Origin of the sequence: Imperialibacter sp., from assembly GCF_040222385.1 — a bacterium.
Taxonomy (GTDB): Bacteria; Bacteroidota; Bacteroidia; order Cytophagales; family Cyclobacteriaceae; genus Imperialibacter.
The window spans coordinates 106,375-119,521 of record NZ_JAVKDF010000022.1; the positions used below are offsets into that span (position 1 = coordinate 106,375).

Here is a 13,147-nt window from a genome sequence, read left to right on the forward strand (position 1 = left end):
CGGCATTTTTCTTTATTCAGTAACCAGCAAAGATTGCCAGGCAGCAAGCTTCCAAACTCCCTTCTCCTTGCGGTAAACGTCGGTGTACTTAAGGATAATGGTACGATCACCGTTTGGGTCGCCAATCAGAAACCGGGCTTTTCCTGAGATTACGCCTGTGTTTCCCCACGAAATTAGATTTTGCTCAAGAATCTCCACATTTTTGTAGGTGCCAGCGGCCACCGATTCAATAATTTTGGCTTTGCCGTCAACGCCTCCGTGAGAATGAGTATACATCAAGTCGTCGGCAAGAATGGTTTCAAGTGTCTTGGTGTCCTTCTTCGCCATGACCTCGAATCGGTACTTTTCGGCATCCAGTAGTTCTTTCTGGCCAAACGCTGTCAAAGCAAACATAGCCAGACAGACAGTCAATAATTGCGTACGCATATTTTTATAGTTTAAGTGTTCAGTTATTTTGGAGGTAATTGAGGGTAGGGAATGATGGACTCTATCAAAAGCCCCACACCACTTTTGGTAAGCAAGGTAAGGGTTATGATGATACTACCAATGATGATGGCAATGCCCACATTGTTTTTTCCTATTTCTTCAAATTCATCAATCGGAGTGAGCCGGGCATAAAGGGAGGTGCTCAGCAGCGCTATCACAATAGAAGCGCAGTAGGCGATAGCAATGTAAACAGCGCCCTGCCCAATATACCTGAAGGCCAACACATAGCTGGCAGCGTCCTGATTTAGAAGCCTGAAAGAAGAAATAAGTGGTTGAATTACCTCATTGATCATGAAACCAACCGAAAACATGATGCTGGCAGTGAAAATACTGTAGGCCAGATTGCTTTCGGCGATTTTATAATACCTTCTACCTACCCATTGCAATATTTTGTAGGTAATAGCAAGGATGAAGATACCAATAGTGACGGCCGACACTATCTCGATGAGCCCAAGTATGGCGATGTTATAGTTCATTCACTAAAGCAATTTCCCAGTAATCAATATTTTGCATGTCAGGTGGTAGCATGCCAACAGGCCAGCCTTTGGCGGTAGTCTCCCAAAAATAGTAGTTTTTTCTACCTAAAGTAATGTGGTCGCCAGAAGACGGGATATTGAGTGCCAGCATGGCGTGCCGGTATTCGTAGCTCACCACAATCATTGGGTCAAAATTCAACTTGCGAAGCAAAGAAAAGAGCAACACCGCCCTTGTATCGCAGTCGCCAGACAAAGTGTGCAAAAACTCATAAGGCGACAGAATGCCAAACTTGGCCAGAGCTACGCAGGGATGCTTCTTTTTGTCAGCTTCAGAGCAGTCTCCGGAACTAATGAAATGGTAGGGAATGTCCTGAACGAAAGACACGGTCAACTCTGCCAGCGAGACAGCGTGGAGGCTGTCGAGCAACGCAGTTTGCAGAAGACTGTCCGCCATAAAGCCCACCCATTCATCGTTTTCTTCCACTAGCTGCTTGTACACACTCCCCCAATAGGCTCCATATTCATTGTTTGACGGACTGATAAGATTCCTTTTCTCCCTGCTCTGTTTGGCAAGGTCTTCATAGCTGCGATAATGCGTACAGTAGGAGGCCCTGTAGTCAATCAAATCCCAGTTTCTGTAATGAGTTCTGTCTGCGGTCAATGAATCAAACTCGGTGTAGTCTTCGCACAATTCTGCCTCATAGGCAATCTCAGCATGCTTGAGCCCATTTATGAGTAAGCTGATGATCCAGAAGAACAGCAGAAACAGCCCGAAAAACCTGACAGCAGCTTTCATATTTGCATGGGCTTTATGCTACCATATCTCCTTATTGATATTTTCATGGATGATTGACCTCAACCTGGTGTTTTTGCAGTCTGATTGGTAGCAGCACGAGCTGATTTTTCACCTAAAATCGATACATTCATCAAAAATTCAAATAACCTCATCTTTTTATATCATGAAGAAATTTAGCTACCTGCTGCTAGCAACATTTTTCGCCTACAGTTGTGAGCAGCCAGAGACTACTCTACTGATAAAGGAGGGCTCTGATTTGTCTGTCTCATCTCCCATTGAGTCTGAATTGGCAAAAGGTGTAGCTGATACTTTCAGGATTCATCTCGAAAAGGGAGCGCTTGCCAGCGGGTTTGCTGACCAGCGCACGGTAGATGTGGTGGTGAAAGTATTTGGTCCGGAGAATCAGCTGCTGGGCGAGTTTGATAACCCGGCACGAGGGCCTGAGCCATTTCAGCTGGCAAGTGAGGGAGGCTTGTACAAGATCGTAGTATCGCCTTTTGAGGACGGTGAAGGTGAATACGTGATGGTGCTGGAAAGAGTAGAAGCCATTGCCAACACCAAAGAAGGCAAGATTGACCAGCTGATGAAGTTTGCCCTCGGCCCCGATGAAGCTGTGCCGGGAGCGACGGTTGCTGTGGTTGAAGATGGCAAGGTGACCTTTAGCAAGGGCTATGGCTATGCAAACCTTGAATATGATATAAAAAACACACCAACGACTATTTTCCACGTGGCTTCAGTCTCCAAGCAGTTCACAGGGTTTGCCATCGCCATGCTCGCCGACCAGGGCAAGATTTCCATGGACGACGACATCAGGAAGTACCTGCCAGAAATGCACGACTTTGGCGAGAAGATCACGCTCAATCACCTGGTACACCACACCAGCGGGCTGAGGGATCAATGGAGTTTACTGGCGCTTGCGGGCTGGCGCTTGGATGATGTAATCACCAGAGAGCAGGTGCTGAGACTGATTTTTAAACAGACGGAACTCAACTTTAAGCCGGGCGAGGAAATGCTTTATTGCAATACAGGATTCACGCTGCTGGCGGAAATCGTGTCGAGGGTTACAGGGCAGTCTTTTGCCGAGTGGACAAAGGCCAACATGTTCGACCCCCTTGGAATGAAGAACACGCTTTTTTACGACGACCATGAGAAGATTGTGAAGGGACGAGCGTACTCATATTACAAAAATGACCACGGAGAGCTAAAGAAATCGGTGCTCAGCTACGCCAACGTGGGCGCCACCAGTCTGTTTACTACGGTAGAAGACCTGGCACTTTGGGCTGTCAATTTTGAAAATGTTAGTGTAGGTAACGACAACGTTATGAAAATGATGGATCAGCGTTATATTCTCAACAAAGGCGACACCATGGGTTATGGGTTCGGACAGGGAATAGGAAACCACAAGGGACTGGTTAACAAAACCCATGGCGGAGCCGACGCTGGTTATCGCACGTTCATCAATCGTTTTCCTGAGCAGCGTTTTTCAGTCATTGTTTTCAGCAACCTGGCGTCATTCAATCCTGGGAATATTGCCTATCAAATTGCCGACATCTACCTCAAAGATCAGCTAACAGAGATTCCAGCTCAACCATTGGAAGCTCCTCCGGCTGACGATCAGCCTAAAGAGGACTTTGATGCATCTTCGGTAACTCTGTCGGAATATACAGGCCGATTCTACAGTCCCGAGCTTGAAACGACCTACATGCTTGAGGTAGTCAACGATACGCTCGTAGCTCACCATCAGAGGCACGATGATATTAAACTGACCATTAAGCAAAAAGATGAATTTTCATCATCGGCCTGGTGGACTGGAAACATCAATTTTACCAGAAACAGCAGCAATACAATTAATGGCTTCAAAGTGAATGCCGGCAGGGTAAGAAACGTGGCTTTTGAAAAGCAATAATGGGAGCGCAATGGGATTTGTACATGATGGCTGTGCTGTATGTGTTGGCGGGAGTTAATCATTTCGTTAACCCGACGTTTTATCTCCGCATTATTCCACCTGTTTTGAAATACAAGCAGCTGATCAATAGCGTAAGCGGCGGCACTGAGATAGTTTTGGGGGTCTTGCTCTTGACTCCTTACAGGTCGACCGCTGCCGTCGGCGTTATAGGCCTTTTGATCGCTGTGTTTCCCGCCAATGTATATCACCTGATGCAAAAGGGAGCCGGGATGAAGGTGCCCATTTGGGGGCTGTGGCTGAGGCTTCCGCTACAGGGGTTACTGATTTGGTGGGCATGGCAGTACGTTTAAAGTAAGGCTAAAAAATAATATCACTTTCATGCTAAAAAACTGCTTTACTTTCCATTAATTTTGCAGCAGTTTTATTAACAATATGGAAACAGAGCCCAGCCTGCTGGTTGAAGTAAAAACACCTGATTTACAGGAGTTTAAGGAAGTAACAAACGCCCCTCAAGTTCTTTTTGACATACTTCCTGACGATTGGCAGGAATGTATAGTGCCGTTCTGGGGTCGATACGCTGCTACAGCCCGTGTTTTTTGCTTGCTAAGTGATGAAAAAGTGCTGGGAGGAGGCATAGTATTCAGCACAATTCCGCCAGATACGCTCGATGAAAAAATGGCTCAAGAGCTTTTTGACAAAGGCCTGCTTTATATCGGCTTTTTGTGGATTTCGGAAGAGATGAGAGGATGCAACCTTGGCTCTAAATGGATTGAGCAGGCAAGAAAGGTTTTTGACGACAAACAGTTCTGGCTCACAATAGACGATTACAGGTTAACCTCCTTCTACAAGAGAAACGGATTTCAGCTGATCGGGGAGGTTTCGAAAGATGAATCTGTTGAATGGGTAATGGCTGATACTGACGTTTAGGGTATCAGCGATTATTTTCAGGAGGTCTAATTTAGACTGTTGTAGTAGGCAGCCAGCTTCTTCAAATCTTCCTTCTTACGGGAGATTTTTTCCTTTTTAACAAATTGCCTCATCTCGTCCTGGTGATCGGGTAACCTTTCAACCAGCGCTTTCACCTTTGATATCTTGAATACCTCTCCTTTATCGAGCTGGTAGTAGTACTCGAAGCCCAGCTTGAGGTAGGTGGGGAGCGTTGGAGCACTTTCCATGGCTTTCGGAGCCTGTCCTGGTCGCAGCCTCACCACCTGTTTCATCATCACATTCAACCTACCGGTATCAATTACCTCAAAGAAGCCGAGGTTGTACTTGTTTGCCTCAATATACTCTCCCAATATGAACAAATGTTCACCCACCGACACCATGTCGATACTTAAAACAGGCTCCATCAGATAGGTAAAGTCTCCCCGCTTAAACTCCATTTGGTCGGCGTACATGTTGTACCGCATGGGCACCGGATTTGTCTTTCGATCCTTTTCTATAAATACGATGCCGTCTTTAAACTCGTCGTCCATATACGGAGAGCCCTCGTACTCTTCACCCTTGTTGGCTCCTGTAATTGCCTTTGAGTAGTTGATATAGTCCTGATAGTCTACCACATTCCTATCCTTATAGGAAACTATCTGGGCGTTTATCACGTCAGTGCAAAGCAGCAGTAAAAAGCTCACTATAATAAGCTTCCTGAGGCGGTTAATGTATCCGGGGACAGAGTTCATAGCAGTTGGTATTCGGCGCAAAAAAGGATAAAGATAAAAAAACGGCTATCGCCATAAAATCATTTTCCGAAAACTGTCAATAGAATCGCAGTCGCCGCAAGAAAATCCTGATATGGCGCCCCGAAGAAGGGCAGTCAGTATATGAATTCGCAACAATAAAAAGGGCTCAAAAAGAGCCCCTTTTACCATATCAGCACAACATTTAAACTAAAAACTCAAATCAGGGTAATGTATTGTGTCGTTTTCCACTCGCCACTTAGCATCATCACTTTCTCCACCAACAGTTTGTAATTCTTCTGTCCGTATAAAAACTCGATTACCAGCGAGTTTGTGCCATCTGCCCGGGGAGCTTCTGTTTCGTAAGCGCCGACAAATATTACTTCCGACCACTCAATACCAAGCTCACAGCCAGCATAGAAAGTTCTTAAATAAGCCGACTCAATCTCGGGCTTTATCCTTTTTTGGTAAACCTTGGCAAAGTCTTTTTTGGCCACGTCCAGAAACACGCTGTACGCTTCGGAATTGGCCATCATTAGACCGTGGAGTTCTTCCAATGATGGGAACAGATGATAATACTCTTTGATGGATTTGTTCTGAAACGAACTCAGAATTTGCCTGCCGAGGTTTTCAGCGGCCGTACCCTTCTCTTCCTCAGGCGAATGAGCCGTTGCGAAGTGTATTCCGAGCAACAAAGTTGAAAAAATAGCTAGTGCTTTCATTAATTGTATGTTTGAAAAATAGACGCTAATTCTTGACGTTAACAGCTACAATGTCTTGTGGTGGGATCGGCGCCGGAACTGCATTTGGCACGGGCTTTATAGATTGCAGGTAAGCAAAAATGGCCTTCAGATCCTGATCTGTCATTTGCTGGTACATCTGCCAGGGCATTGGCGGTAGCAGGTCACGTGCTCTTTCCAACCCCTTCGACTTGCCTTTTCTGATGGCGGTTTCGAATTGCTCATAGGTCCAACGACCGGTTCCGGTGGCATCGTCGGGTGTTAGGTTAGCGGAGAACGAAATACCCCATGGGCCAACAGCAGCCGTGAGACCTTGAGAAAACAGTATCCAGTCTTGCTGCATTGGTATGCTAGCAATCGCTTCGCTTGCCGGATGCCCTGACAAAAGACGAGTGGTATCCAGGGCAGGCCCCTGTGGAGTCATTACCTTAGGCGTATGGCAATCGTGGCAGGCGCTGGTATTTACAAGGTATTGGCCACGGAGAATTTGCTCTTTTTTTGCCACCTCTGGCGATATTTGTTGCTCGTTCACAGCTGTTGATGGAGAGCAGGAGTACACAGCGGCGGCGAAAGCCACAAAGCATGCCATCTGAAGGATGCTTGAGTGTAGCGCCTTAATGAACCTGTTTTTCGTGTTTACATTGTTTGATCGAAGATTGTCTAACATTTTCATGGTTAAATTATTATGATTTGACCGGTTTTACGAAACAACTAACCGGCCAGCCTACGTAAAAAAGAGAGAATAGTACGTGAAAACACTTTCCTTCTATTTGCAGCTCTTTGTATGTTTTTTTTGCTGAAGCGAAACTTATAGACGGCTTTTTTCGTGGAAGAGCTTTATCATCGGCCTGATGGTCGGTATTTTTTAATATGAGTGACTACATTACGCTTGACTCCCCCAATGTTCCGATATTGAGGCATGGGGAGAACGACACCACTCCCTATGGTGTTTTTATTAAGTCTCCTGCTGAGGCGGATACGCTGCCGGACTCGGAACTTGCATCTTTCAAATCGAGAGACATGTACCTCCCAAATTTCTCCATTCGGGAGGTTGAGGGGATATTCTCAAGGGATGTGGTGCTTAAAAACCTCCGCAGTGAGGGAGCGGATCTTCCTGGAAGCTGCCTTTTAATGAAAGCTGATGTAAAGACTTATCTGAGTGGATCGAACCAGGTTATAGCCACTAAGCAAGCTTCTCAAAACTTCAAATTTAACCCCAACAACGAATACCGTCATCATATAACAGCTAACAGCGAGCTTCATTATGTTCACGTGTCGTATGCACCGGAATATCTCGATAGCTTCCTGCCGCAAAACGAGCCATGGGCTGACTGGGTGAGGGAAAAGATAGCCAAAAAAGAAAGGGTTTTTGGAAAAGAGTATCAGCCGCTCAGCCTTGCTCAGCTCAGGGCCATTCAAACCCTAACCGATTGTCCGTTGGTTGGGAGTTTGGGTGTAATGATGGTTGAGACTTCTGTAACCCAGATTGTTTTATTGCAGCTACACTCGCTTTTTGCGGAGGAGTACAGGTTGACTGATAAGACTCAATCCCCTAGAAGGGATCAGGACCTGGTGCACACAGTCAAGCAATACCTCCGAAACAACTATTTGGAGGATCATTCCATTGCTGGTCTTGCCAGGCAGTTTGCAACTAATAGCAATAAGCTGATGTTGGTGTTCAAATCCGTAGAAGGAAAAAGCATCTTTGAATACATAAGCGACCTAAGAATGCAACATGCGGTGCATCTTCTTCACGACAAAGACGTGAAAGTTTCAGATGTGGCTCGAACGCTCGGCTACAAAAACCCGAACCATTTTTCTACAGCTTTCAAAAGGATTTACGGTGTTGTGCCAACTGAATTCAGGTATAAACCAACATACTAGCGGCTATTTTCCGGCAATTTTCGCCTCGGAAGATGTTTTTTTACGCTATCGTGCCAAATGAAGAACTTTTTAACACCAAATATCATTTTACTATCGCATAAACCTTTAGTGACGTCGATCTGAAAAGGCATAAAGAACATCTTTATTTCATCTAAATGCCTCAGAAAGAGAAACGTTCTCAAAATTAAAGGTTACCTTTGTCTTCACATTTAAAAAGCTTGGATGAGACAACTCAAAATAAGTAAACAGATTACCAACAGGGAGAGTCAGTCTCTCGACAAGTATTTACAAGAAATTGGAAAAGTAGACCTCATCACCGCAGATGAGGAAGTGATCTTAGCCCAAAAGATCAGAGAAGGAGATCAAATAGCACTTGAAAAACTAACAAAAGCCAATTTGCGCTTTGTTGTTTCAGTAGCTAAACAATATCAAACAGGTAGCCTCAGCCTTGGAGACCTAATCAGCGAGGGCAACGTTGGCCTGATCAAAGCGGCTCAGCGTTTTGATGAAACCCGTGGTTTCAAATTCATCTCGTATGCTGTGTGGTGGATTCGCCAGTCTATTATGCAGGCATTGGCCGAGCAGTCTAGAATTGTGCGTTTGCCTTTGAACAGGGTAGGCTCTTTGAATAAAATATCGAAGGCATTTTCTGACCTGGAACAGAAATTTCAGCGTGAGCCTACTGCTGAGGAGTTAGCAGAAGTGCTTGATGTGAGCCTTAGTGAAGTGCTTGCTACACAGAAAGTATCAGGCCGTCAGGTAAGTATTGATGCACCATTTGTGAGTGGTGAAGAAAACGGCTTGCTTGATGTGATGGTTGACGAAAATGAAGAAAGACCTGACGCCGGCCTGATGGTGGCTTCTTTGCAAAAAGAAATTCAGCGTTGTTTGTCAACACTTACCGCCAGAGAAGCTGAAGTAGTATCATTCTACTATGGCATTAACGGTGAGCAGCGCATGACACTGGAAGAAATTGGCGACAAGTTCAATCTGACAAGGGAAAGAGTTCGCCAGATCAAGGAAACTGCTACTCGCAGGCTTCGCAGTGGCACCAGAAGCAAGATATTGAAATCGTTTTTAGAGTAGACCAGTGAGTAATTCAGTGCAAAAATATAAGAAGCACTTATCCGAAAGGGTAGGTGCTTTTTTGTTGATGTTAGGCTGCTAGGCTTCAGGTAGTTTCACCAGCTCTTCAAACAACCTGTCAAGCGTCTCCTCAGCATTTACGCACAAGCCGGGGTGTACTTTGGAGGTCTGCAGCACGGTACTTCTGGCGGCTGTCAGCCAACGGAAACGTTCTGTTATTCCGAGCTGCCCGATTGGGCCTGCTTCTTTTCCTCCCTTGCAAATCTTCTCAAAGGAATCTACATACCCTTTCAATTCACTAAAATCTGTCTTTTGGCAAAATCCCGACAGTCTTGACTCGTTCCAGTCAAATCGAGCCCGCAAAAACTTTTGCCCTGAGCACAGCAGAACCACACCCACGTTGAGAAACTCTTCACGCTCCACGTGTGGCACCACACGAACGACTGCATACTCAAATAGCTGTCTCTCTTGCATGTTGGGCTTCGTTAACAAAAAAAGAAGAGTTGGCTACTCGTGTAACCAGGAAATGCGTGTAGGCGACCCTGTGCTGTTCGGGGTTTTCAAACGGAGAGTCCTCCGCCAGCCATTCATCGGGTATTAGGGCCACAATAGCTTTGATGGCCTGCTCAGTCAACACAGGTGCGAACTGCTTGTCGACAGCAGCAAGTTCACTGGCAATGGGAAGCAGTACGTGCTTTGAAATTAGCTGAAAAGGCTTTTTTGGCTTGTCCCAGTTGTCCCAGCTATGATGGAAATACAGTGAAGCACCATGATCGATCAGCCAAAGCTCTTTGTGCCACCAGAGCATATTGGTGTTGCGGGCTGTGCGATCCACGTTCATCAGCAGGCTGTCGAGCCACACGATCTGAGACGCCAGCAAAGGCGATAGCTTAGTCGCAACCGGATCATAGGTGATAGAGCCTGATAAATAATGCAGCCCCAGGTTAATACCGACGCTGGCCTTTAACAGATCCTGTATTTCTTCGTCGCCCTCAATCCGGCCAAAAGCGACATCCAGGTCTGCAAAAACAATTTCAGGTACTCTGAAACCTAGTAGCCTGGCAATTTCGCCACCAATAAGTTCGGCTATCAGTGCTTTCTTGCCTTGTCCGGCTCCCTTGAATTTCAGTACATATAGAAATTCATCATCAGCCTCAACAATGGCAGGCAGTGAACCGCCTTCCCGGAGAGGAGTGACGTAGCGGGTAACGCTAACAGTACGAATTTCAGCTGCGTGTGCCATCAATTGTTGTAAACCGTTGCGGCAAATGTAACACAACGCCGCCTGTTAATAAAAAGCAATCTTTCGGCGGGAGGGAGTTGCGTTAGGTAGTGACTTACTCGCCGCAAGCTCAAAAAAATGGGGGAACATGTCTTGTCGACATATTCCCCCACAAATATCATCAGCGCTAATCGCCTGCTGTTTATGCTTCTTTTTCAGCAGTCTCTTCTGCCTCTACTTCTTCTTCCTCAACTATTTCTTCGCCCCGGTTGATATGCAGCACGAAGTGTTTGTCCATAACAAACTCATAAGTAGCCGTGCTTACCAGGTCGTTGGCAGTTTTTGACGACTGCAAAATCACCAGAAGGTCTTTTGCTACAATAGAAGTCCTGATATCATTTTGAGCCTTCCCTTTGAATACATTCAAGGAGAAAGAATAACCACCCTTCTCCTTAGGGTTGATGATGGTAAATTCATGTTTAGACATCTTGTAGGTCTGTGGACCTTCTGCCGAGTCTATCATGTGCTTGAGAATTGCCGGTCTGTACTTGTTCCACAAATAAGTGTAAGTGTGGGAAACTTCAGAAGAATAATTGGCCATTGAACTATATTGATTATTTACAAATTGTTTTTCTATGAATATTTTTTGCCGACGAGTTTATAACGGTAGTCGACTCATGTATCACCCTCAGTTCGGAGCTGATATGGATAGTCGTATTTTTTAGAGCAGATAATTACATGTTGTGGATTCTAAATAGGAACAAATCTAGTAACGCTGAAGTTCAGCGAATATGTGTTCCAGCTCTGCTCTGGTCTTTTTCAGCTTTTCTTCAAGCTTCACCAGCATGCTTTCCCGGTCAGTATCAGCCAGGAAAAAGTCGCTGTCATTGAGGTCAGGAAATCTCCATTTCAACATTACCTTTTGCTCTCTCCAGCTTCTAACGATCTCCATATGCTGCAAGGTAAGCATATTTGCGGAATATTTGTTGTTATTTGGATTTTACATTATAGAGTTGTAGGTTTTCCTCATTTTCTTCAGCAGGAGGGGTGCTCGATTTTTAAGACACATGTGACACTTCTTCCACCTGCTTTACCTGGCCAATGATCGTCTTCCAGGCGGTAAATCCCCCTGCTACATTGTAAACTTTTTTGCAGTTGTGGTGAAGTAATATAAGAGATGCCATATAGCCCCTTAATCCTTTTGCACAGTAAACATAGGTGGGCCTATCAAGGTCAATTTCATTAATTCTCCCCCGCAACTCGTCGAGAGGAATATTGAGGGCATGCTGAATATATCCTTCTTTATGAATCTCGGTAGGGTTTCTGACATCAAGCAGTGTGTAGCTTGCGGGGAAAACGGACTGATCGAGAGCCCTTGCTGCTTCAACGACTGATACTTCGTGGTACCGGGCCCTCATCGAATTGCCTGCTGCGAACCCAGCCACTACCACGGGGTCTTTGGCGGCCGAGAAGGGTGGTGCATAGGCCAGATCGAGGCGGGGGAGGTCATCAACGGTCAATCGGGCATACAGGGCAGTGGCCAGCACATCAACCCGCTTGTCAACCCCATGCTCACCGAACAGCTCTGCCCCGAGCAAAACGCCTGTATTGGGGTCGTAGTGGATTTCTATCAACAAGTCTTTTTGATCGGGGAAGAAACCGGGAGTGGAGCCTGCGATAATCAGAGTCGATTTAAATTGAATACCAGCCCTTTCGAGTGATTTAGGGCCCATACCTGTGCGTGCAATGGCGTAGTCAAATATTTTCATAATTGCAGTGCCGTAGCCTCCCTCAAAAGTTATATTACCCCCAGCTGCATTGGCACCAGCGGCCCGGCCTCCTTTGTTGGAATGGGTGCCCATGGGGTACCAGCTATGCTCACCCGTTATCATGTTGGTGATGGCTGCACAATCGCCAGCCGCATAAATGTCTGGGATGGAGGTCTCCATGTGCTTGTTTACCAGAAGTGCACCGTTTGGCAGATGCCTGGCACCTTTTCTAACCAGCATTTGCGTATTTGGCTTAATGCTAATGCCTATCAAAAGGTAGTCTGTATAAAGGCGCTTTCCGTTGCTCAGGATCAACTCATTGGTGGTGTGGTCAACTTCCACGACTGACACGCCAAGGCGGACATCAATGCCATGGTCTTCAAGCACGTTCTTTGCAAGATGGGCAAATTTCACATCCCAGTTTGCCAATACCTGGTTGCCAAGCTCAATCACGGTCACCTTTTTGCCAGCGTGAACAAGGTTTTCAGCAGTTTCCAGTCCTATGAGTCCGGCACCCAGGATGGTGAAATGCTCGGCACTGTCCATAACACCGCTTTTCATCACCCTGTCAAAATCTTCAAGTGTTTTGGCGTGAGCCCAATTTTCGAAGCTCTCAATGTTTTTAATAGGAGGCAAAACCGCCTGTCCTCCCGTGGCGAATACAAGTTTGTCATATTCATAAACGCCTTTGTCTGTGTATACTATGTGTGCTTCCGGGTCAATGTCTGTTACTGGCTCATTTAGATGGAGTTCTACACCAAATCTTTTCTCAAACAGCTCAGGTTGGACGACAATGAGTTTGTCTCTTGTTTTTATTTTGCCTGAAAGGGCGTACGGGATGCCACAGGTCGCATAGCTCACATGTGATGTCTTTTCAAACATGATGATTTCTGCGTTTTCGTCTGTCCGTCGTGCTTTAGCTGCCGCTGAGGGACCAGCAGATAACCCGCCTATGACAATTATTCTCGTCTTTTTCATTTTTTTTGATACCTTAATGTTGGCGCAAATTTGACCTCAGTCTGGGCTAATTTTTGTGACTTAAGTAACAAAGCGTTCCTGATATTTATCAGATTTCATTACAGGAGGTACCTTATGAAATTGATTTT

At 45.7% G+C, this 13,147-nt stretch carries 16 protein-coding genes; 5 read left to right on the forward strand and 11 right to left on the reverse strand.

Annotated features, from left to right (window positions below):
- Nucleotides 1-12 precede the first annotated feature (12 nt).
- The 3 genes from RIG68_RS08155 to RIG68_RS08165 are packed head-to-tail and all read right to left on the reverse strand — an operon-like array spanning nucleotide 13 to nucleotide 1,758.
- Nucleotides 13-426, reverse strand: coding sequence for a nuclear transport factor 2 family protein (locus RIG68_RS08155; protein ID WP_350120918.1), 414 nt, complete (start codon nucleotides 424-426; stop codon nucleotides 13-15).
- A 23-nt stretch (nucleotides 427-449) separates the two neighbouring features.
- Nucleotides 450-962 carry a DUF350 domain-containing protein gene (locus RIG68_RS08160; RefSeq protein WP_350120921.1) on the reverse strand — a complete coding sequence of 171 codons (513 nt, stop codon included), beginning with the start codon at nucleotides 960-962 and terminating at the stop codon, nucleotides 450-452.
- A complete protein-coding gene (locus RIG68_RS08165; RefSeq protein WP_350120924.1) occupies nucleotides 952-1,758 on the reverse strand; it encodes a hypothetical protein in 807 nt (268 codons plus the stop codon). The genes RIG68_RS08160 and RIG68_RS08165 overlap by 11 nt, the downstream gene beginning before the upstream one ends.
- A 163-nt stretch (nucleotides 1,759-1,921) precedes the next feature.
- On the opposite strand from RIG68_RS08165, the gene RIG68_RS08170 reads away from it, so the two are divergent.
- The 3 genes from RIG68_RS08170 (at nucleotide 1,922) to RIG68_RS08180 (ending at nucleotide 4,591) form a co-directional block, all read left to right on the forward strand.
- On the forward strand, nucleotides 1,922-3,664 hold the full coding sequence (locus tag RIG68_RS08170) for a serine hydrolase domain-containing protein (RefSeq protein WP_350120927.1): 1,743 nt from the start codon (nucleotides 1,922-1,924) through the stop codon (nucleotides 3,662-3,664).
- The gene (locus RIG68_RS08175) at nucleotides 3,664-4,014 is read left to right on the forward strand and encodes a DoxX family protein (RefSeq protein WP_350120930.1); all 351 of its coding nucleotides are present in this window, start codon (nucleotides 3,664-3,666) and stop codon (nucleotides 4,012-4,014) included. Before RIG68_RS08170 ends, RIG68_RS08175 begins: the two co-directional genes overlap by 1 nt.
- A gap of 82 nt (nucleotides 4,015-4,096) precedes the next feature.
- Nucleotides 4,097-4,591 carry a GNAT family N-acetyltransferase gene (locus RIG68_RS08180; protein ID WP_350120933.1) on the forward strand — a complete coding sequence of 165 codons (495 nt, stop codon included), beginning with the start codon at nucleotides 4,097-4,099 and terminating at the stop codon, nucleotides 4,589-4,591.
- A 26-nt stretch (nucleotides 4,592-4,617) separates the two neighbouring features.
- On the opposite strand, the gene RIG68_RS08185 is transcribed toward RIG68_RS08180, so the two are convergent.
- The 3 genes from RIG68_RS08185 to RIG68_RS08195 all read right to left on the reverse strand — a co-directional run bounded on the left by RIG68_RS08185 (nucleotide 4,618) and on the right by RIG68_RS08195 (nucleotide 6,753).
- Complete coding sequence (locus RIG68_RS08185; RefSeq protein ID WP_350120936.1) at nucleotides 4,618-5,343, reverse strand: hypothetical protein; 726 nt, start codon at nucleotides 5,341-5,343, stop codon at nucleotides 4,618-4,620.
- Between the two features lie 215 nt (nucleotides 5,344-5,558).
- Entirely contained in the window at nucleotides 5,559-6,062 is a 504-nt protein-coding gene (locus tag RIG68_RS08190) for a hypothetical protein (protein ID WP_350093366.1), read from the reverse strand.
- A 25-nt stretch (nucleotides 6,063-6,087) separates the two neighbouring features.
- A complete protein-coding gene (locus RIG68_RS08195) occupies nucleotides 6,088-6,753 on the reverse strand; it encodes a c-type cytochrome (RefSeq protein WP_152000027.1) in 666 nt (221 codons plus the stop codon).
- 197 nt (nucleotides 6,754-6,950) lie between these two features.
- Here RIG68_RS08195 and RIG68_RS08200 point away from each other — a divergent pair, with 197 nt between their 5' ends.
- Nucleotides 6,951-7,964, forward strand: coding sequence for a helix-turn-helix domain-containing protein (locus RIG68_RS08200; protein ID WP_350120939.1), 1,014 nt, complete (start codon nucleotides 6,951-6,953; stop codon nucleotides 7,962-7,964).
- A 222-nt stretch (nucleotides 7,965-8,186) separates the two neighbouring features.
- Nucleotides 8,187-9,050, forward strand: a complete 864-nt coding sequence (locus RIG68_RS08205; RefSeq protein WP_152000029.1) for a sigma-70 family RNA polymerase sigma factor — start codon at nucleotides 8,187-8,189, stop codon at nucleotides 9,048-9,050.
- 78 nt (nucleotides 9,051-9,128) lie between these two features.
- Here the strand turns inward: RIG68_RS08205 and RIG68_RS08210 are convergent, their stop codons facing one another.
- The 5 genes from RIG68_RS08210 to RIG68_RS08230 form a co-directional block, all read right to left on the reverse strand.
- Nucleotides 9,129-9,524 (reverse strand): DUF3037 domain-containing protein, encoded by a 396-nt coding sequence (locus RIG68_RS08210; protein ID WP_152000030.1) that lies wholly within the window; start codon nucleotides 9,522-9,524, stop codon nucleotides 9,129-9,131.
- The gene (locus RIG68_RS08215) at nucleotides 9,502-10,293 is read right to left on the reverse strand and encodes a HipA family kinase (protein WP_152000031.1); all 792 of its coding nucleotides are present in this window, start codon (nucleotides 10,291-10,293) and stop codon (nucleotides 9,502-9,504) included. The genes RIG68_RS08210 and RIG68_RS08215 overlap by 23 nt, the downstream gene beginning before the upstream one ends.
- Before the next feature lie 181 nt (nucleotides 10,294-10,474).
- Entirely contained in the window at nucleotides 10,475-10,759 is a 285-nt protein-coding gene (locus RIG68_RS08220; protein ID WP_350120942.1) for a hypothetical protein, read from the reverse strand.
- A gap of 279 nt (nucleotides 10,760-11,038) precedes the next feature.
- Nucleotides 11,039-11,224 (reverse strand): general stress protein CsbD, encoded by a 186-nt coding sequence (locus RIG68_RS08225; protein ID WP_152000033.1) that lies wholly within the window; start codon nucleotides 11,222-11,224, stop codon nucleotides 11,039-11,041.
- A gap of 106 nt (nucleotides 11,225-11,330) precedes the next feature.
- Nucleotides 11,331-13,019: an FAD-dependent oxidoreductase gene (locus tag RIG68_RS08230; RefSeq protein ID WP_350120945.1), complete on the reverse strand. Its 1,689-nt coding sequence runs from the start codon at nucleotides 13,017-13,019 to the stop codon at nucleotides 11,331-11,333.
- Nucleotides 13,020-13,147 lie beyond the last annotated feature (128 nt).

Bases quoted from the DNA above. Each gene is read 5' to 3' on its own strand.
- RIG68_RS08155 (WP_350120918.1), bottom strand. From the start codon at position 426: ATGCGTACGCAATTATTGACTGTCTGTCTGGCTATGTTTGCTTTGACA.
- RIG68_RS08160 (WP_350120921.1), bottom strand. From the start codon at position 962: ATGAACTATAACATCGCCATACTTGGGCTCATCGAGATAGTGTCGGCC.
- RIG68_RS08165 (WP_350120924.1), bottom strand. From the start codon at position 1,758: ATGAAAGCTGCTGTCAGGTTTTTCGGGCTGTTTCTGCTGTTCTTCTGG.
- RIG68_RS08170 (WP_350120927.1), top strand. From the start codon at position 1,922: ATGAAGAAATTTAGCTACCTGCTGCTAGCAACATTTTTCGCCTACAGT.
- RIG68_RS08175 (WP_350120930.1), top strand. From the start codon at position 3,664: ATGGGAGCGCAATGGGATTTGTACATGATGGCTGTGCTGTATGTGTTG.
- RIG68_RS08180 (WP_350120933.1), top strand. From the start codon at position 4,097: ATGGAAACAGAGCCCAGCCTGCTGGTTGAAGTAAAAACACCTGATTTA.
- RIG68_RS08185 (WP_350120936.1), bottom strand. From the start codon at position 5,343: ATGAACTCTGTCCCCGGATACATTAACCGCCTCAGGAAGCTTATTATA.
- RIG68_RS08190 (WP_350093366.1), bottom strand. From the start codon at position 6,062: ATGAAAGCACTAGCTATTTTTTCAACTTTGTTGCTCGGAATACACTTC.
- RIG68_RS08195 (WP_152000027.1), bottom strand. From the start codon at position 6,753: ATGAAAATGTTAGACAATCTTCGATCAAACAATGTAAACACGAAAAAC.
- RIG68_RS08200 (WP_350120939.1), top strand. From the start codon at position 6,951: ATGAGTGACTACATTACGCTTGACTCCCCCAATGTTCCGATATTGAGG.
- RIG68_RS08205 (WP_152000029.1), top strand. From the start codon at position 8,187: ATGAGACAACTCAAAATAAGTAAACAGATTACCAACAGGGAGAGTCAG.
- RIG68_RS08210 (WP_152000030.1), bottom strand. From the start codon at position 9,524: ATGCAAGAGAGACAGCTATTTGAGTATGCAGTCGTTCGTGTGGTGCCA.
- RIG68_RS08215 (WP_152000031.1), bottom strand. From the start codon at position 10,293: ATGGCACACGCAGCTGAAATTCGTACTGTTAGCGTTACCCGCTACGTC.
- RIG68_RS08220 (WP_350120942.1), bottom strand. From the start codon at position 10,759: ATGTCTAAACATGAATTTACCATCATCAACCCTAAGGAGAAGGGTGGT.
- RIG68_RS08225 (WP_152000033.1), bottom strand. From the start codon at position 11,224: ATGGAGATCGTTAGAAGCTGGAGAGAGCAAAAGGTAATGTTGAAATGG.
- RIG68_RS08230 (WP_350120945.1), bottom strand. From the start codon at position 13,019: ATGAAAAAGACGAGAATAATTGTCATAGGCGGGTTATCTGCTGGTCCC.